Source organism: Cellulomonas sp. PhB150, assembly GCF_003755175.1.
In the GTDB taxonomy this organism is placed as follows: domain Bacteria; phylum Actinomycetota; class Actinomycetes; order Actinomycetales; family Cellulomonadaceae; genus Cellulomonas.
In genome coordinates, this window is the sequence record NZ_RKHX01000001.1 from 300,522 (window position 1) to 318,322 (window position 17,801).

The 17,801-nt window shown below is 71.7% G+C and carries 17 protein-coding genes and 1 riboswitch; of the genes, 1 reads left to right on the plus strand and 16 read right to left on the minus strand.

The genetic code is table 11. From position 1 onward, the window contains the following. Window positions 1-20 precede the first annotated feature (20 nt). Window positions 21-2,738: an NACHT domain-containing NTPase gene (locus tag EDF34_RS17405; protein ID WP_148076551.1), complete on the plus strand. Its 2,718-nt coding sequence runs from the start codon at window positions 21-23 to the stop codon at window positions 2,736-2,738. Between the two features lie 204 nt (window positions 2,739-2,942). Here the strand turns inward: EDF34_RS17405 and EDF34_RS01445 are convergent, their stop codons facing one another. From EDF34_RS01445 to rpoZ, 16 genes are all read right to left on the minus strand, one after another. Beyond that, the gene (locus tag EDF34_RS01445) at window positions 2,943-3,401 is read right to left on the minus strand and encodes a PH domain-containing protein (RefSeq protein ID WP_233575127.1); all 459 of its coding nucleotides are present in this window, start codon (window positions 3,399-3,401) and stop codon (window positions 2,943-2,945) included. Then, a complete protein-coding gene (hisG, locus tag EDF34_RS01450; RefSeq protein ID WP_123369604.1) occupies window positions 3,389-4,237 on the minus strand; it encodes an ATP phosphoribosyltransferase in 849 nt (282 codons plus the stop codon). The genes EDF34_RS01445 and hisG overlap by 13 nt, the downstream gene beginning before the upstream one ends. A 16-nt stretch (window positions 4,238-4,253) precedes the next feature. Further along, a complete protein-coding gene (locus EDF34_RS01455) occupies window positions 4,254-4,517 on the minus strand; it encodes a phosphoribosyl-ATP diphosphatase (RefSeq protein ID WP_118767703.1) in 264 nt (87 codons plus the stop codon). Further along, the gene (gene pnuC, locus EDF34_RS01460; RefSeq protein ID WP_123369605.1) at window positions 4,514-5,215 is read right to left on the minus strand and encodes a nicotinamide riboside transporter PnuC; all 702 of its coding nucleotides are present in this window, start codon (window positions 5,213-5,215) and stop codon (window positions 4,514-4,516) included. Before pnuC ends, EDF34_RS01455 begins: the two co-directional genes overlap by 4 nt. Further along, window positions 5,216-5,683 carry a 6,7-dimethyl-8-ribityllumazine synthase gene (gene ribH, locus EDF34_RS01465; protein WP_123369606.1) on the minus strand — a complete coding sequence of 156 codons (468 nt, stop codon included), beginning with the start codon at window positions 5,681-5,683 and terminating at the stop codon, window positions 5,216-5,218. It lies immediately after the preceding gene. Further along, window positions 5,680-7,011, minus strand: a complete 1,332-nt coding sequence (gene ribB, locus EDF34_RS01470; protein WP_123369607.1) for a 3,4-dihydroxy-2-butanone-4-phosphate synthase — start codon at window positions 7,009-7,011, stop codon at window positions 5,680-5,682. The genes ribH and ribB overlap by 4 nt, the downstream gene beginning before the upstream one ends. Then, window positions 7,008-7,613: a riboflavin synthase gene (locus tag EDF34_RS01475; protein ID WP_123369608.1), complete on the minus strand. Its 606-nt coding sequence runs from the start codon at window positions 7,611-7,613 to the stop codon at window positions 7,008-7,010. Before EDF34_RS01475 ends, ribB begins: the two co-directional genes overlap by 4 nt. After that, on the minus strand, window positions 7,613-8,680 hold the full coding sequence (gene ribD / locus EDF34_RS01480) for a bifunctional diaminohydroxyphosphoribosylaminopyrimidine deaminase/5-amino-6-(5-phosphoribosylamino)uracil reductase RibD (protein WP_123369609.1): 1,068 nt from the start codon (window positions 8,678-8,680) through the stop codon (window positions 7,613-7,615). Before ribD ends, EDF34_RS01475 begins: the two co-directional genes overlap by 1 nt. 89 nt (window positions 8,681-8,769) lie before the next feature. After that, window positions 8,770-8,904: riboswitch (FMN riboswitch) on the minus strand. 62 nt (window positions 8,905-8,966) lie between these two features. Then, on the minus strand, window positions 8,967-9,620 hold the full coding sequence (gene rpe / locus EDF34_RS01485) for a ribulose-phosphate 3-epimerase (RefSeq protein WP_123369610.1): 654 nt from the start codon (window positions 9,618-9,620) through the stop codon (window positions 8,967-8,969). A gap of 25 nt (window positions 9,621-9,645) precedes the next feature. Beyond that, window positions 9,646-11,139, minus strand: a complete 1,494-nt coding sequence (locus tag EDF34_RS01490) for an RsmB/NOP family class I SAM-dependent RNA methyltransferase (protein ID WP_123369611.1) — start codon at window positions 11,137-11,139, stop codon at window positions 9,646-9,648. After that, on the minus strand, window positions 11,136-12,080 hold the full coding sequence (fmt, locus tag EDF34_RS01495) for a methionyl-tRNA formyltransferase (RefSeq protein WP_123369612.1): 945 nt from the start codon (window positions 12,078-12,080) through the stop codon (window positions 11,136-11,138). Before fmt ends, EDF34_RS01490 begins: the two co-directional genes overlap by 4 nt. A 42-nt stretch (window positions 12,081-12,122) precedes the next feature. Beyond that, a complete protein-coding gene (locus EDF34_RS01500) occupies window positions 12,123-12,944 on the minus strand; it encodes an HAD family phosphatase (RefSeq protein WP_199737596.1) in 822 nt (273 codons plus the stop codon). Between the two features lie 7 nt (window positions 12,945-12,951). Then, a complete protein-coding gene (locus EDF34_RS01505) occupies window positions 12,952-15,021 on the minus strand; it encodes a primosomal protein N' (protein WP_123369613.1) in 2,070 nt (689 codons plus the stop codon). Window positions 15,022-15,065: 44 nt separating this feature from the next. Beyond that, window positions 15,066-16,265 (minus strand): methionine adenosyltransferase, encoded by a 1,200-nt coding sequence (gene metK, locus EDF34_RS01510; protein ID WP_123369614.1) that lies wholly within the window; start codon window positions 16,263-16,265, stop codon window positions 15,066-15,068. A gap of 38 nt (window positions 16,266-16,303) precedes the next feature. Beyond that, window positions 16,304-17,488, minus strand: a complete 1,185-nt coding sequence (gene coaBC / locus EDF34_RS01515) for a bifunctional phosphopantothenoylcysteine decarboxylase/phosphopantothenate--cysteine ligase CoaBC (protein WP_123369615.1) — start codon at window positions 17,486-17,488, stop codon at window positions 16,304-16,306. 10 nt (window positions 17,489-17,498) lie between these two features. Next, window positions 17,499-17,762, minus strand: a complete 264-nt coding sequence (gene rpoZ, locus EDF34_RS01520; RefSeq protein WP_118767688.1) for a DNA-directed RNA polymerase subunit omega — start codon at window positions 17,760-17,762, stop codon at window positions 17,499-17,501. Between the last annotated feature and the right edge of the window lie 39 nt (window positions 17,763-17,801).

Below are 17,801 nucleotides of genomic sequence, written 5' to 3' on the forward strand. Positions count from 1 at the left end.
GTTATGGGGACCGTGTGAACATGATCAGGGGCCTTATCAGGCCCGCGGCCGCAGATGACGTGCCGCGATCGCTCGCCCACATCGAATTCCAAATGCGCACCGCTGGTCTCATTGTTGCCGGTACGTCCGGAACAGACGCTCCGCTTTTTCCCGGATCGCTCGAGAAGTGGACGGAATACGTGCGCATCCGGACCGAAACAATTAGTTGCAGCGAGTGCGCGACGCGCCTAGCGCACATCGCCGCGACTCCGGAAGCAGTCGGCACCGGAACGATCAGCTTTCGCACGGCACGCAATGAGGTGTTTCACGGCGGTCCTGTTCCACCGGGCCTGGATATCTCAGCACTGCTGGACGCAATTACGGCGAACAACCGGGACATCCATCAAATCGCAGACCATCATCCAGAACTTGTTGCGCCACCATTCTTCTATCTCGCATCCAGCAAGCCGTACATTCTTAACGACTACGATGGAGCCTCAGCGAAGTACTGGCCCGCAGAAGGCTCGGCGATCGATATTCGAGACGAACAAGTTCTAGCCAAACTCGCGTCGATTCGCCCCAGAGCTGCAGTCCGGCAATTCGAATCATTTGCCAGCGATATCGAACGCGACCTCCGCGGATTTGCCGAAAATCGGGACGTGCGAGTATTTGTCGACGATGCTACCGATGGCGTCGCGCTCGTGGCGCAGTGGAGTCGGCGCACTTCTGAGGGACCAGAGCCACGCATTGACAGATTCCATCTCGCGCCACATGGCGAGCGCATCTGGTGGACAGAAGGAAATGCCTCGGCGTACCGAAATCTGTTGAAGAGCGTTAGCAACTGGGACCTGTTGAAAGCGCGCCTCGCAGCGGATCTAGAAGAGACACAAAATGCTCAGTCGGAACTCAACTCCAGCCTCTTCGAACATCGCTTCGTAGAACTGCCTCACCTGGAGCAATTCGTCCGAACGTCTGCCGATCTTCCCAACGGCAGTGGCAGTCCAACGTTCTCAGCATTTTGTGCAAGCATCGCCGAAAGTGCGTATCGATTCAACGGAGGGACTCGGCTTGTAACCTTCACGGGCGAGGCTGGCGCAGGAAAGACGCACTCCCTATTGCGATTTGCGCGCACTTCTCTCGGAGACGCATCGGACGGTAGAGAGGACCAAGGCAACCCAATTGTTCTGTTTATATCGTCGAGCGGCCGGGCCGCCAACACGCTTGACACTCTAATCGAGAGCCGCGTTGCGGAAACTCGGCTTATTGACAAAACGGGCGTTCTAGCGCTCTGCCGTGCTGGGCTCCTCGTGCTGGTTATAGACGGATTCGACGAATTGCTTGGCTTCCGCACATATGACGAGCCATTAAAGGCGATTCAGCCAATCCTTGACGAACTCCGAGGACACGGCACGATCGTGCTAAGCGCGCGATCATCGTACGCCGAGACTCGCATCAGCAATCAGGTGGCTGTCCAAGCCGCGCAGAATTGGCCACCTAGGATAGATAGCGCGGAGATTCTTCCACTCACCGAGGCGCAAGTCATAAGTGCGCTGAGCGCCGTGGGCCAATATGAGGTTTTCCGCGAGAGTGAGCCCCGGCTACGGCGGCTGATATCGACGCCATTCTTTTGCGCTTCGTTCGCTTCCTGGGCTGCACTCAACGAGCCCACCGAATTCATTGAATTCGTCCTCGACAGCTACCTGCGGCGCGAGCAGAAGAAACTCCAGGGCCCGGAAGGCGAACCGCTACTTGGTCGCAGCGTGCTCGCCGCGACTCTGGGAGAAGTGGCAGAAATTGCGGCTCGGTCGGGCAGTTCGGAGGTATCGGAGTCAGACCTGCAACTTGCAGCCGAGGGAGCCAATGGTGCAGAGCTCTCAATGCCGGCGAAACGGCGACTGACCACACTATGCGCGGTTAGTGCCGAGTGGAGCGAGGATGAGAACTCGTTTAGCTTTGCGCACACTGTCGTTTACGAGTATTTTCTTGCGAAGCAACTCTCAGGAAAATCCACTAAACAGATCGTGGAGTTTTGCACCACTGTGGCCGTGTCTCCGCTTACGGCAAGGCTGTTCAAGGAGCAGGTCGCGATAGCACCTCTAACCTCTGTGCTGAGCGGTCTCAAAACAACCGTAGCGAGCTTGCAGGGGTCAATAGACGACCATATAGAAGCGCGCACAAGCCTAGGATCTATTTGGTCCGAGACCGCGTTGCAAGCTAGTAGCGCAAATGTTGTGACTCTTGCCGGTGCGATTTGCGGCGGACAGATACATGCACCTTCTGGTGCTTCGTATGTTCTCGAAGATTGTTCAGTCGACCTACTCGTCATGGACCCTGGCTCCAAAGTCGAAGTTCGACGTTGCTCCATTCGACACATCGACGCCCGTGGAATCACGCCTGGCACGCTGGTGGTCGACTCTCTGACTATTGTCGACGAACTGATGACGGCCACGGCGTTCTTGACATCCGATGCCGCGATTCGAAAGGAGCTTGGCTTAAGTACTGAAAGCAACGATGGCTTCAGTGATGCTTTTGGATTCTTTTCGAGAAAACTCGAGGCGAGTCACTACTCTTCTATCGTGATCGACTCCGCAACTCGGCTTCCCGCCGAAGATGATCGGCGCTCGGCGTGGGCGCTGACGTTTGGCCGCGAGGCGTGGCACGAGTTCCTGAAGAAATCCGAATCCGACGGCCGAGCCCACTCGACGCACATGAATACAAGCGGCTCACCGAAAGAGCGTGTCTGGTTCACCGGGGTGTAGAGGGCAAATGCCGCTGCCTCCGAGCCCAGCAGAGGCTCGGCGGCTAGCTACTGCGGTCACTCGTCGCGTATCGGCATCCACGCCGGCGCAGTGGAGATCTCGGACCGGCCCACTTGGCACCGCGAGGAGCGTTCGCAGCATCCGATTCGGTTCCGGCGTGGATGGCCGGCAGTCGTTGCATTCAGGTGCGTTGCGCGCGCGTGGTCAGTCGTCGCGCTGCGTCGCCGTGTGCTGCGCGACGAGCGTCGCCATCCGCCGCGCCTCGGCGACGGCGCGCTCGCCGTCCGCGCGCTGAACGCCCATGACCGCCAGGGTGTCCCCGTCGGCCAGGTCGAGCTGGACCCAGGGCCGGCCCGAGCCGAAGCGGACCGAGACCACCTCGGCCCACGCCAGCCGCGTGGTGATCATGAGGTTGCGGACGACCAGCCCGTCGGCCGACGGGGTCGCCGCGACCGAGAACTGGCGCCAGCAGAACCAGACGATGAGCAGGCACAGCAGCGCGAAGCCGATCTGGTCCGCCGGGCCCAGCTCGGGGATCGAGACGATGACCACGACGGTGCCGAGGACGACGACGACGGCCATGACGAGCGTGACGATCCGGGCGAGCCGGGGCCGGAACGGGGCGTAGAGCTCGTCCAACGTCACCGCCGTCAGAGCCGGCACGCGTGGATGGACGTCACCAGGATGGCGCGCGCACCCACGTCGTACAGCGAGTCCATGACGCGGTTGGTCTCCTCACGGCGGACCATCGCGCGCACCGCGGACCAGTCGCCGTTGTGCAGCGGGCTGACCGTCGGCGACTCGAGACCCGGCGTGATCGCGACGGCCTGCTCGACGAGGTTCGACGGCACGTCGTAGTCCATGAGCACGTACTGCTGGGCGGTGAGCACGCCCTGCAGGCGCCGCGTCAGCACGTCGAGCCCGGCGGGGGCCTCGACGTCGGAACGGCGGACCAGCACTGCCTCGGAGCGCAGGATCGGGTCGCCGAAGATCTCCAGGCCCGCCGCGCGCAGCGTCGTCCCGGTCTCGACGACGTCGGCGATCACGTCGGCCACACCGAGGCGGATGGCGGTCTCGACGGCCCCGTCGAGCCGGACGACGCCGGAGGGCGTGACGCCGTGCTCGCGCAGGTACGCGGTGACCAGCACCGGATAGCTCGTCGCGACGCGGCGGCCGTGGATCTCCCCGACGGTCGCGATGCCGCCGGCGGTCGCCGCGAACCGGAAGGTCGAGCGTGCGAACCCGAGCGGCAGGTGCTCGACCGCGTCGGACTCCGAGTCGAGCATGAGGTCACGACCGGTGATCCCGACGTCGACCGTGCCGGCGCCGACGTACACCGCGATGTCGCGAGGGCGCAGGAAGAAGAACTCGACGTCGTTGTCCGGGTCGGGCAGGACCAGCTCGCGCGAGTCGCGGCGCTGGCGGTAGCCGGCCTCCTTGAGGATGGCGGCTGCGGGCTCGGACAGGGAGCCCTTGTTCGGGACGGCGATCCTCAGCACGAAGCGAGGTCCTTTCTCACAGGTGGGTGTAGACGCTCTCGAGGGTCAGGCCGCGCGCGATCATGAGGACCTGCAGGTGGTACAGGAGCTGCGAGATCTCCTCCGCCGTCCGCTCGTCGCCCTCGTGCTCGGCGGCCATCCACACCTCGGCGGCCTCCTCGACGATCTTCTTGCCGATGGCATGGACGCCCGCGTCCAGCTCCGCGACGGTGCCCGATCCCTCGGGACGGGTCGCGGCCTTCTCGGTGAGCTCGGCGAACAGGGAGTCGAAGGTCTTCACTCGGCCAACAGTAGGGGCTGCTCGGGCAGTGGCCGGTCGCCGTCCGACTGCCGGTCGCGCTGCCGGAACCAGACGACGAACCCCCAAAGCACGACCCCGGCGTACACGATGTAGAGCACTGCGGACGGGTAGTAGCCGGCGTTGAACAGCAGCGGCACCCCGACGGCGTCAACGGCGATCCAGATGAGCCAGAACTCGATCCACCCGCGCGCCATCCCGTACGTCGCCAGGAACGAGCCGGTGAAGATCCACGCGTCCGCCCACGGGCCGTAGGAGTCGAGCGCGCGGAAGATCTGCGCGAACACGACCGTGCCGACGACAGCGACCGTGCCGATGAGGATCCAGCCGTTGCGACCGGCCCAGCGGGGCACCACCGCGGCCGCGTGCTCGTCGCCGTGCGCGCGTCCCTCGGCCTGCGCCTGCCGCCAGCGCACCCAGCCGTAGACCGAGACGACGATGAAGAACACCTGCCGCGCGGCCTGGCCGTAGAGGTTGCGGTCCTGCGGCGTGTCGAAGACGCTGCCGAGGAACACCGTGAAGAGCAGCACGTTGCCGACGATGCCGACGGGCCACGCCCAGACGCGCCGGCGCATGCCGCCGACGGCCGACGCGAGCCCGAAGCCGTTGCCGACGATCTCCCGCCAGGCGATGTCGTGCCCGGCGATCGTCAGGGTCGCGTTGAAGAGGTCGAGGAACACTCAGAGCTCCCGCAGCGCCACGACCGTCGCCACAGCAGCCTCGGCCGCCTCGGCTCCCTTGTCCTCGTGCGAGCCCGGCAGGCCCGCGCGGTCGAGAGCCTGGGCGTCGTCGTCGCAGGTCAGGACGCCGAACCCGACGGGTATGCCGGTCTGCACAGCCACGTCCGTCAGGCCCAGCGTCGCCGCCTGGCAGACGTACTCGAAGTGGGGCGTGCCGCCGCGGATGACGACCCCGAGCGCGACGACCGCGTCCGCGCCCGCGGCGGCCGCGGCGCGGGCCGCGACGGGCAGCTCGAACGTGCCGGGCACGCGGATCTCGGTCACGTCGGTGACGTTCGCGGCCGTCAGCGCGCGGCGGGCGCCCGCGAGCAGCCCGTCCATCACGACGGTGTGCCAGCTCGCGGCGACGACGACGACCTTCAGGCCGCTCCCGTCGACGTGCAGGGTCGGTGCTCCGGCGCCGCTCATGCCAGGTCCTCCAGGTTCTCGAACGCGTGGTCGGTGGTGTCGGTGCCGGGTGCTGCGGGTGCCGCACGGGTCGGCATGACGGGGATGGGCTCGCGGGCGTCGAGGTCGAGCACGTGGCCCATCGACGTCGCCTTGGTCCGCAGGTACGCCTCGTTGTGCGGCGTGCGGCCCACGAGGAGTCCGTGCACGTCGCTCACGTCGATGCCGTGCGCCCGCAGGCCGGCGACCTTGGCCGGGTTGTTCGTCAGGAGGCTCAGGCTCGTGACGCCGAGGTCGGTGAGGATCGCGGCGGCCGCGCCGTACTCGCGGCGGTCGGCGGGCCAGCCGAGGTCGAGGTTGGCCTCGACCGTGTCGCGGCCCTCGTCCTGCAGCGCGTAGGCCGCGACCTTGGCGAGCAGGCCGATGCCGCGTCCCTCGTGGCCGCGCAGGTAGACGACCGCGCCGCCCTGCTCGGACGCGAGCTGCAGGGCCGCGTCGAGCTGCGGGCCGCAGTCGCACCGGGCCGAGCCGAAGGCGTCGCCCGTCAGGCACTCGGAGTGCACCCGGACGACCGGGTGGGCCGAGAGCCCGCCCGTGGGGACCAGGGCCACGTGCTCGTCGCCCGTGCGCAGGTCGCGGTAGCCGTGGATGCGGAAGTCGCCGTGCTTGGTCGGGAGGTAGGCGGTGTGGGTGGCGTGCACGCGCTGGTGCGTGACGGGCTCCTGCGGGACCACCTCGTCGTCGTGCTCGCGGCGCCACGCGACCAGGTCCTCGATGGTGATCAGGACGAGACCCTCGTCGGCCGCGAGCTGGGCGGCGGCGGGCAGGCGCGTCATGGTGCCGTCGTCGTTCACCAGCTCGGCGATCGCGCCGACGGGCTCGAGCCCGGCCAGGCGGCACAGGTCGACGGCGGCCTCGGTGTGGCCCGCGCGGTGCAGCACTCCCCCGGGCACGGCGCGCAGCGGCAGCACGTGGCCCGGGCGGATGAGGTCGCCGCGCCCCGAGGCCGGGTCGGCCAGGACGTGCAGCGTCCGCGCGCGGTCGGAGGCCGAGATGCCGGTCGTGACGCCCGTCGCGGCGTCCACCGTGACGGTGTAGGCCGTGCGGCGCGGGTCCTGGCTCTTGGGCACCATGAGCGGCAGGTCGAGCGCGTCGGCCCGGGCGGCGGTCATCGGGGCGCACAGGTAGCCCGACGAGTGGCGGATGGTCCAGGCGATCCACTCGGGCGTCGCGGACTGGGCGGCGAGGATCACGTCGGCCTCGTTCTCGCGGTCCGGCGAGTCGGCGACGAGGACCGGGCGGCCCTGGCGCAGCGCCTCGAGGGCCTGCTCGATCGTGCCCGCGGTCACCGAAGGACCCCCGCGGTCGCCAGCAGCCGCTCGGTGTACTTGGCCAGCACGTCGACCTCGAGGTTGACCCGGTCGCCGGGCCGCAGCGTGCCCAGCGTGGTCGCCTCCAGCGTCGTCGGGATGAGCGACACGCCGAACGCCGCGTCGGAGACGTGCGTGACCGTCAGGGAGATGCCGGACACGGCGATCGAGCCCTTCTCCGCGACGTACCGCGCGAGCTCGGGCTCGAGGGCGATCTCGACCTCGTCCCAGCGCGGCCCGGGCGTGCGGTGCAGGATCGTGCCGACACCGTCGACGTGCCCCTGCACGACGTGCCCGCCGTAGCGGCCACCGACGGCCAGCGCGCGCTCGAGGTTGACGGTGCCGCCCTGCGCGAGGTCGCCGAGCGCCGTCCGGCGCAACGACTCGGGCATGACGTCCGCGGCGAAGGTGCCGTCGCCGGGCAGGTCCGTCACGGTGAGGCAGACGCCCGAGACGGCGATCGAGTCGCCGAGGTGTGCGTCGCTCGTGACGAGCGGCCCGCGCACGACGAGGCGCGCGTCGCCGTCGCCGTGCTCGATCCTCTCGACGGATCCGATCTCTTCGATGATGCCGGTGAACATCAGGACTCCTGTGCTGGTGGTTCGGGTGTGGCCACGACGAGGACGTCGGGGCCGAGGGGAAGGACCGTTCGGGTCACGAGGCGCAGCGCGCCGTCGATCGAGGTGATGCCGAGGTCGTCGACCGCGGGACGGCCTGCGCCGAGCAGGACGGGGGCGAGGTAGGCGTGCACCTCGTCGACGAGGCCGGCGCGGAGGAAGGCGGCGGCGAGCGTGGGGCCGCCCTCGACGAGCAGGTGCCGGACGCCGCGCGCGGCGAGCGCGACCAGCACCTCGTGGGGGTCGTGGCTGCGGACCTGGACGAGCTCCCCGCCTGGGCCGCGCAGCGCAGCATCGTCGCGCAGGTCGCGCAGGCCGACGACGACGCGCAGCGGCTGGTGCCCGTGCAGCGATCCGTCCGCAGTGCGGGCGGTCAGGCTCGGGTCGTCGGTCAGCGCCGTGCCGGTACCGACCGCGATCGCGTCGACCTCGGCGCGCAGGTCGTGGGCGTGCTGGCGGGCGACCGGGCCGGTGATCCACCGGCTCGAGCCGTCGGCTGCCGCGATGCGGCCGTCGAGCGTGCTGGCGATCTTCAGGGTGACGAACGGGCGGTCGCGCTCGACCGCGTGGACCCATGCGCCGAGCACCTGGCGTCCCTCGTCGGCCAGCACGCCGGCCAGGACGTCGATCCCCTCGGCACGCAGGCGGGCCGCGCCGCCCGCGGCCAGCGGGTTGGGGTCCTCGACCGAGACGACCACCCGGCGGACGCCCGCGGCGACCAGCGCCTCGGTGCAGGGGCCCGTGCGGCCGGTGTGGTTGCAGGGCTCGAGCGTGACGACGGCGGTGGCTCCGTGGGTGTCGTGGCCCTGTGCGGCTGCGTCCGCGAGTGCGGCGACCTCGGCGTGCGGCGTGCCGGCACCCCGGTGCCAGCCCTCGCCGATCGTCGTGCCGTCGGCGGACAGCAGCACGCAGCCGACGCGCGGGTTGGGATCCATCGCGGGACCGCGGCGCGCGAGGTCGAACGCCCGGCGCAGCGCGGCGGTCTCGACGGGGCTCGCGGAGTCGGCACGCGTGCTCGTCGTGCTGGTCATCGTCCACCTCCCGGACAGCCTGGCGGCTCCGGGGTAGGCGCAGCCGGAACGGTCCGGCCAGCCACGGCGCGCGGGGTTGCCGCGCGTCGCCACGTACTTCTCCCATCCGGACTTTCACCGTCGGTCCTGGAGTTCCACCAGGTCAACCGCTCCGTCCCGAAGGACGACGCGGGTCGCGGACTGTCACCGCCGGCTCGGAATTGCACCGACCCCGGAGCACGTGTTGCTCTTGCGCCAACGATCTTGCCACACGGCGCATTCCCGCTGGTGACGCGTGTGCGTCGTCTCAGGATGTGGCGAGTGCCCGCAGCGCGTCGATCTCGGCGGCCGGGTCGTCGGCGCCGTAGACGGCCGAGCCGGCGACGAACACGTTGGCACCGGCCTGCGCGATGCGGGCGATGGTCCCGCGCGCGACGCCGCCGTCGACCTGGATCCACGTCGCCGCGCCGGCCTCGTCGGTCGCGGCCCGGGCGCGACGGATCTTGGGCAGCGTCCCCTCGATGAAGGACTGGCCGCCGAACCCGGGCTCGACGGTCATCACGAGAATCATGTCGATCTCGTCGAGCAGGTCGAGCAGGGGCTCGACGGGCGTCGCGGGTCGCAGGGCCACGCCGACGCGTGCTCCCCCGGCGCGCAGCTCACGCGCGAGCCGGACGGGCGCCTGAGCGGCCTCGAGGTGGAACGTCACGGACGCGGCGCCGGCCTCGGCGTAGGCGGGAGCCCAGCGGTCGGCGTCCTCGATCATCAGGTGCAGGTCGAGCGGCACCGGGGACACCTCGGCGAGCCGCGTGACGACCGGCACGCCGAGCGTCAGGTTCGGCACGAAGTGGTTGTCCATCACGTCGACGTGCGCGTAGTCGGCGTTCGCGATGCGGCCGAGATCACGCTCGAGGTTGGCGAAGTCGGCGGACAGGATGCTCGGGTTGATCAGCGCAGGCACGCTTGCCAGCCTAGCCGGGTGCCGGTCAGGACGTCCGGCGCAGCAGCGTCAGGTGCATCGCGTCGGTGCCGTGCACGTGCGGCCACAGCTGGACGTCGGTGCGGTCGCCCGGCAGGTCGACGGGCTGCGGCGCGATGCCGGCGACGACCGCGCGCGCGTCGATGGGCTCGACCCCGATCCCCGCCTTGCTCGCGGCGCGCAGGGCGTCCTTGACGACGAGCTGCGTCTCGGCCAGGTGCGGCGAGCACGTCACGTACGCGACGACTCCGCCGGGCCGGACGGCCGCGAGGGCGGAGCCGAGCAGCTCTCGCTGGAGGGCGGACAGCGCGCCGAGGTCGCTGGGGTGCCGCCGCCAGCGCGACTCGGGACGCCGGCGCAGCGCGCCGAGGCCCGTGCAGGGCGCGTCCACCATCACGCGGTCGTAGGACGCGGGCTCGTCGGTGCCGACCAGGCGCCCGTCGCCGGTGCGGACGTCCTCGATCGCGTCGGCCGGCAGAGCCCGCAGCGCCTGCTCGACGAGGCGGGTGCGGTGCGGCTGGACCTCGCTGGCGACCAGCCGGCCGCCGCGCTCGTCGACCAGCGCGGCGAGCAGCGCGGCCTTGCCGCCGGGGCCGGCGCACAGGTCGAGCCAGCGCTCGTCGGGGCCGTCGAGCGGTGCCGCGGCAAGGGCGAGCGCGACGAGCTGGCTGCCCTCGTCCTGCACGCCGGCGCGACCGTCACGGATCGCGCCCACCGCAGCCGGGTCGCCACCATCCAGGATGTGCGCCGTCGGCGCGACGACGCCGGGCGTGCCGCCCAGCTCGTCGTCGTCCACGAGGCCCGGGCGCGCGACCAGCGTCACGCGCGGCGCCGCGTTGTCGGCGACGAGCAGCGCCTCGAGCTCGTCGGCCGAGCGCCCGTTCCCCACGAGCGCCTCGCGCAGCCCGCGCGCCACCCACTCGGGGTGGCTCTCGACCACGGCGAGCCGGGCGATCGGGTCGTCGTCGCGCGGGTCCGCGCCGTCGCCGATCAGGGTGAGCCACTCGTCGAGCGTCGACCGTCCCACGGCGCGCAGGACCGCGTTGACGAACTGCGCCGCGCCCGCGCCGGCACGCTGGCGCGCCAGGCCGACCGTCTCGCTGACCGCCGCGTGCGGCGGCACGCGCATGCCCAGCAGCTGGTGACTGCCGAGCCGCAGCAGGTCCAGGACCGGCGGGTCGATCTTGTCGAGGGCGCGGCCCGCCGCCTGCTCGATGATCGCGTCGTAGCGGCCCTGCAGGCGCAGCGTGCCGTAGGCGAGCTCGGTGGCGAACCCGGCGTCGCGGCCGCGGATGTGGCGCTCGCGCAGCAGCGGGGGAAGGACGAGGTTCGCGTACGAGTCGGACTCCGCGACGGCGCGCAGCACGTCGAACGCGACCGTGCGGGCGGGATCCGTGCCCTTGCGTCGCTCCCCGGGCGCCTGCGTGCTGCGCTCGGTGCGACCCTCGGACCGGGCGGCGCCGCGCTGGCGGCCCTCGGGGTTCCTACGGTCGTCGCTCATGCGCCCAGCACCAGCCCGTCGGTCAGCGAGTCGCCGCCTGCGAGCCGGGCGCCGCGCGCCCAGTCCGCTGCGTCCATCGCGCGCTTGCCGGCGGGGGTGACCTGCCCCAGGCGGACGGCCTGCGTGGCGGTGCCGACGAGGATCTCCTTGCGACCGACCTGGATCGTGCCGACCGGCAGCGTCTCCTGCGTGAGCGCGACGGGTCCGAGCCCGAGGCGGGTGCCGTCCGGGAGTGTCGTCCACGCGCCGGGCGCCGGCGTGCACGCGCGGATGCGGCGGTCCACCGCGTAGGCCGGGTGCTCCCAGCGCACGCGGGCGTCCTCGACCTCGAGCTTGGGCGCGTGGCTCACGCCGTCGGTCGGCTGCTCGACCGGGCTCAGGATGCCGTCCTCGAGCGCGTCGAGCGTCCGGACCAGGAGGCCCGCGCCAACCTCGGAGAGCCGGCCGAGCAGGTCGCCCGACGTGTCGCGCGGGCGGATCGTCTCGGTCAGGGTGCCGAACACGGGACCGGTGTCGAGCCCCTTCTCGATGCGGAACGTCGTCGCCCCGGAGACCTCGTCGCCCGCGAGGATCGCGCGCTGGACCGGGGCCGCGCCGCGCCAGGCGGGCAGCACGGAGAAGTGCAGGTTGACCCAGCCGTGGGTCGGGACGTCGAGCAGCGCGGGCGGGACCAGCGCGCCGTACGCGACGACGGGAGCCGCGTCGACGGCGAGGGCCGCGATCTGGGCGACGGTCTCGTCGTCGCGCAGGGTCGCGGGCGTCAGCACCTCGATGCCGGCCTCGAGCGCGCGCGCCTTGATCGGGCTCGGCGAGAGCGTGCGGCCGCGACCGGTGCGGGCGTCCGGGCGGGTCAGCACCGCGACCACCTCGTGCCGGGAGGCCAGGAGCGCCTCGAGCGACGGCACCGCTGCCGTGGGGGTACCGGCGAAGAGCAGACGCATGGCATCGATCCTAGGCGGCGCCCCGTCTCGCCCGCGCCGCTCCTACTCGAGGTAGCCCGTGGCGGGGTCGATGTCGGCGAGGAACGAGCGGATCGACGCCGCGAGCACGTCCTCGGGGATCGGCGACCCGTCGTTCGAGCCGATCGCGAAACCGTAGGTGGGGTCGGGGCCCGAGAGCCACGTGAGCGCGAGGCCGCTGCCGTGCGGCCGGACCGCGAACCGCTCGCCGTCGACCGTCACGTGGCGCGGGATGGCGACGCCGCGCGCCACGAGCCGCTCACGCAGGTCGTCGGCCGAGGTGAAGTGGACGGCGTCGAGGCCCGCGGCGGCGGCCGCCGCGATGTTCGGCGGCGAGTCGTCGGTGAACAGGGTCCGTGCGGGGTCGAGCCCGTAGCGCTCGACCAGCAGCGCGTAGATCCGCGGGTCGGGCTTGGACAGCTTCTCGTGGCCCGAGACCACGACCCCTTCGAGCAGCCCGATCGCCGGCGCGGCGGGCTCGGCGAGGTGGAACGTCTCCGCGGACCAGTTGCTCAGCCCGAGCAGGCGGACGCCGGCCGCGGCGAGGTCCTCGACGATCTCCGCCGTGCCGGGCACCGGCCCGACGAGCGAGTCGGCGAAGTGCTGAACGAACAGGTCCATCGCCGGCACGTGCTCGGGCGCGACCTGCTCGAGCTCGAGGCGAGCGTCGGCCCACGACCGGCCCGCGTCCTGCTGGAGGTTGAACGTGCGGAAGTCGAACTCGTGCAGGAAGGCGTCCACGGCCTCCTGCGCCAGCCGAGCGACGAAGGGCCCGCGCGGGTCCCAGCGCACGAGCACGTCCCCCAGGTCGAAGACCACGGTGTCGATCACGGGCCGGTCGGTCATCGGTCGATCACCCCAGGTCCGTCGGGTCGAGCTGCGCGCGGACGGTGCCGCCCTCGCGGCGGGCGCTGCGGACAGACATCGAGGCGGCGACCGCACGCGCCAGCGCCGCGCCGGACGCGCGCGGGACCCGCAGGACCGCCCGGACGTCGCCCTCGAGCGACCCCGGAGGCGCCTGCTGGTCGATCGGGACCGGCCCGAGCAAGTCCAGGCCGGGCACGTCGATGCGCCGGACGACCGCGAGGACGGCGTCGCGCCGGCCGACCAGGGCGGCCATCCGGACGGACGGCGGCAGGGCGAGCTCGGCGCGCTCGGCCAGCTCGCGGGAGGCCAGCCCGTTCGGGTCCCAGCGGACCAGCGCCTGCGTCGCGCGCTCCTCGGCGTCGCCGACGAGCAGCACGCTGCCGCCCTCGCTCGCGGGCCTGACCAGGGCCGCGGCCGTGAGCCACCGCCGCAGCGCGTCCGGGAGCAGCCCCAGGGCAGAGCCGGCGGTGCTCACCGCGGCGTCGAGCAGGACCGCGGCCGCGTAACCGCCGGGGGCGACGGGTTCCGCCCCCGGGGTCGCGACGACGACGGCCGGAGCGTCGCGCACCGTCGCCAGGACGCCGCCCTCGGCGCGCGCGCCGGAGACACGGACCGGGACCCCCGGGAACGCGCGTCCCAGCTCCTCGGCCGTGCGCTCGGAGCCGACGCGGACCGAGCGCAGGGTCGCTCCCCCGCACTCGTCGCAGCGCCAGTCCGTCGCGAGCCGACCGCACCAGCCGCAGGTCGGCACGCCGTCGGCCCGCGACAGGCCGAGCGGCCCGTGACACGTGCAGCAGCGTGCCGACGCCCGGCAGCGGCCGCACGCGACGGCCGGCACGTAGCCGGCGCGCGGCACCTGCACGAGCACAGGCCCCTCGGTCAGGCGATCGCGCAGCGTGCGCCACGCCGGCGTCGGTAGTCGGGCCGCGGCGGCCGGGCCCTCGCGGGCGAGCTCGGTCGAGGTGAGCGCCAGCACGCGGGGCGTCATCCGGCGGACCGTCGGCCGGTCGGCGCTCACGTCGTGCGCCCAGCCGGACTCGACGAGCGACTGCGCCTCGACCGTGCGGCCGTGACCGCCGACGAGCAGCGCGGCGCTCTCCAGGTCCGAGCGCAGCGCGAGCACCTCGCGGACGTGCGGGTACGGCGCGCGCGGCTCGGCGTGCAGGCTGTCGCCGTCGTCCCAGCAGACGACCAGGCCGAGGTCCTGGACGGGCGCGAACGCTGAGGCACGGGTGCCCACGACGACGTTCGCATGGCCCCGCAGCGTCGCCAGGAACGCGCGGTACCGGACCGCCGGGCCGTCGTCCGCCGCCAGCCGGACCGCTCCGCCGCGCCCACCTGCTCGCCGGGCCGGGATGCCTGCGTCGACGAGAGCCGCGAGGACGCGGTCGATGTCGCGCGCGTCGGGCACGACGACGAGGGCTCCCCGGCCGCCGAGGACGCACGAGGCGACCGCCTGCGCGATCGCGTCCGGCCAACGCAGGCCGGCCGCGCCGGGCAGGGCCGTCCACACGGCTCGTGGCGCGCCACCGGCGAGCACGTGCTGGAGGAACGCTGTCCCGCCGCGGTAGGGCGCCCAGGCCGCGGCCCCGGCGGCCGGGACGACCGACGGCGCGTCGTCGACCTCGTCCTCCGACTCGACCCGGGCGTGCCGCGCGGGGACGGCCAGGCGCAGGACGTCGGTCAGCGTGCCGGCCCAGCGGTCGGCCACGGCCCGCGCGAGGCGTGCCACCGCAGGCGTGAGGACCGGCTCGGAGGAGACGAGTCGCCGGATCGGCAGGAGCTCGCCGTCGTGCTCGGCCTCGTCGGCCCGCTCGATGACGTACGCGTCCACGTCCTGCGCGCCGAACCGCACCTTGACCCGCACCCCGGGCTGTGCGCCGTCGGACATCGCCGCGGGCACGGCGTACTCGAAGAGGCGGTCGAGGTGCTGCGGCGGCAGGTCGATGCACACCCGGGCCACGGGCTGCTCGGCGGCGAGCGCGACGCCACGCGCGCGACGGCGGGCCTTCGGCACGGGGAGCCCGTCCAGCTCCAGCTGCTCGCCCGTGGTCACAGGGACATCACACCATCCGGCACCGACGCCCCGTCAGGAGCTCGTCACAGGGCGGACTGCAGGTCCGCGACCCTGTCGGTGCGCTCCCAGGTGAAGTCGGGCAGCTCGCGTCCGAAGTGACCGTACGCCGCGGTCGACCGGTAGATCGGGCGCAGCAGGTCCAGGTCGCGGATGATCGCGGCCGGACGCAGGTCGAAGACCTCACGGATCGCGGCCGTCAGTCGCTCGACCGGGACCGTCTCCGTGCCGAACGTCTCCACGTACAGGCCGACCGGGTGGGCCTTGCCGATCGCGTACGCGACCTGGACCTCGCACCGACGGGCGAGGCCGGCGGCGACGACGTTCTTGGCCACCCACCGCATCGCGTACGCCGCGGAGCGGTCGACCTTCGAGGGGTCCTTGCCCGAGAAGGCTCCGCCGCCGTGCCGCGCGTAGCCACCGTAGGTGTCGACGATGATCTTGCGGCCCGTGAGGCCCGCGTCGCCCTGGGGTCCGCCGACGACGAACTGCCCGGTCGGGTTCACGAACCGCTGGTAGCCCGCCGTGTCGAGGTCGACCAGCGCCAGGACGGGCTCGATCACGTGCTCCCGGATCGCGGGCTCGAGCTCGGTGACCAGGTTCATGTTCGGCTCGTGCTGCGTCGAGAGGACCACGGTGTCGAGCCGGACCGCGCGGTCGCCCTCGTAGCCGATCGTCACCTGCGTCTTGCCGTCGGGGCGCAGCCCCGAGACCTCGCCGGACCTGCGGACGGCGGCCAGACGCTCCGAGAGGCGGTGCGCCATCCAGATCGGCAGCGGCATGAGCGACGGCGTCTCGTCGCACGCGTACCCGAACATCAGGCCCTGGTCGCCCGCGCCCTGCATGTCGAGCGGGTCCATGTCGCCCGCGTCCTCGCGCGCCTCGAGCGCCTTGTCGACGCCGGCCGCGATGTCGGGCGACTGCTGCCCGATCGAGACCGAGACGCCGCACGACTCACCGTCGAAGCCGATGTGGGAGGACGTGTAGCCGATCGTGCGGACGACCTCACGCACGACGGCGGGGATCTCGACGTAGGCCTCGGTGGTCACCTCGCCGGCGACGTGCACGAGGCCCGTGGTCACCATCGTCTCGACGGCGACCCGGGCGTGGGGGTCCTGCTCGAGGATGGCGTCGAGGATCGCGTCCGAGATCTGGTCGCAGATCTTGTCCGGATGGCCTTCCGTCACCGACTCGGACGTGAACAGGCGCATCGCGGGGTCAGTCATGGGACGAAGGATAGTCGCGTCCGCGGACAGCCCGGGCGTCAGACCAGCGGACGGACCGCGTCCCAGACGGCGTGCGCCACGGCGTCCTTGGAGCCCGCGGCCTCGGCGACGACCGCGCCCGTCCCGTCGAGGATCGTCACCGCGTTGTCGGCGGTGCCGAACCCCTGGCCGTCACCCACCGCGTTGACCACGAGCAGGTCGGCACCCTTGCGCCGCGCCTTGGCCCTGCCGTGCTCGAGCACCGAGGCGTCCTCGTCGCCGGTCTCGGCCGCGAAGCCCACGATCACCTGCTTCTCGCGCAGGCGCTCGTGTCCCAGCTCGGCCAAGATGTCGACCGTCTCGACGAGCTCGATCGTCGGCGGCGCGCCGGTCTTCTTGAGCTTGGTTCCCGCCGGGTTGACGGGCCGGTAGTCGGCCACCGCGGCGGCCATGACGACCACGTCGGCGACCTTGGCGGCCGAGCGGACCGCCTCGCGCAGCTCGGCAGCGGTGCCGACGGTGACGAGCTCCACACCGGCGGGTGCCGCGACGGCGAGGTTGGCGCCGACGAGCGTGACCTGGGCGCCGCGCGCCACGGCCGCGGCCGCGAGGGCGACACCCTGCTTGCCCGACGAGCGGTTGCCGAGGAAGCGGACCGGGTCCAGCGGCTCGCGCGTGCCACCCGCGGAGACGACCACGTGCCGACCGGCCAGGTCGCCCGGGGCGACGAGCGCGAGGGCGGCGGCGGCGATCTCGTCGGGCTCCGGCAGCCGACCCGGGCCGGTGTCCGTGCCGGTCAGACGCCCGGAGGCGGGATCGAGCACGTGGATCCCGCGCTCCCGCAGCGTCGCGACGTTGGCGACGGTCGCGGGGTGCTGCCACATCTCGGTGTGCATGGCGGGCGCGAGCAGCACGGGCGCGCGCGTCACGAGAAGCGTGGCCGTGAGCAGGTCGTCGGCGCGGCCGGTCGCGGCCCGCGCGAGCAGGTCCGCGGTCGCGGGGGCGACGACCACCAGGTCGGCGTGCTGGCCGATGGCCACGTGGGCCACCTGGTCGACGTCCTCGAACACGTCCGTCGTCACCGGCTGGCCGGACAGGGCCTCCCACGTGGGGCGGCCGACGAACTCGAGCGCCGCGCGCGTGGGAACGACGCGCACGTCGTGGCCTGCCTCGCGCAGCAGGCGCAGCAGCAGGACGGCCTTGTAGGCGGCGATCCCGCCGGCGACGCCGAGGACGATCCGCATCGGAGGGGTCTTACTCCTCCGTGGCCTGCGAGGTCAGCAGGCCCTTGTCGATCTCGCGCATCGCGATCGACAGCGGCTTCTCCTGCGGACGGGTCTCGACCAGGGGGCCGACGTACTCGAGCAGGCCCTCGTTGAGCTGCGAGTAGTACGCGTTGATCTGGCGCGCACGCTTGGCCGAGTAGAGCACCAGCGAGTACTTGGAGTCGGCCCGCTCGAGCAGCTGGTCGATGGGCGGGTCGGTGATGCCGATGGGGGCTGCGACGGTTCCGGACACGGTGAGACTCCCGAAAGTTTGGGGGTGGCTTGGAGAACT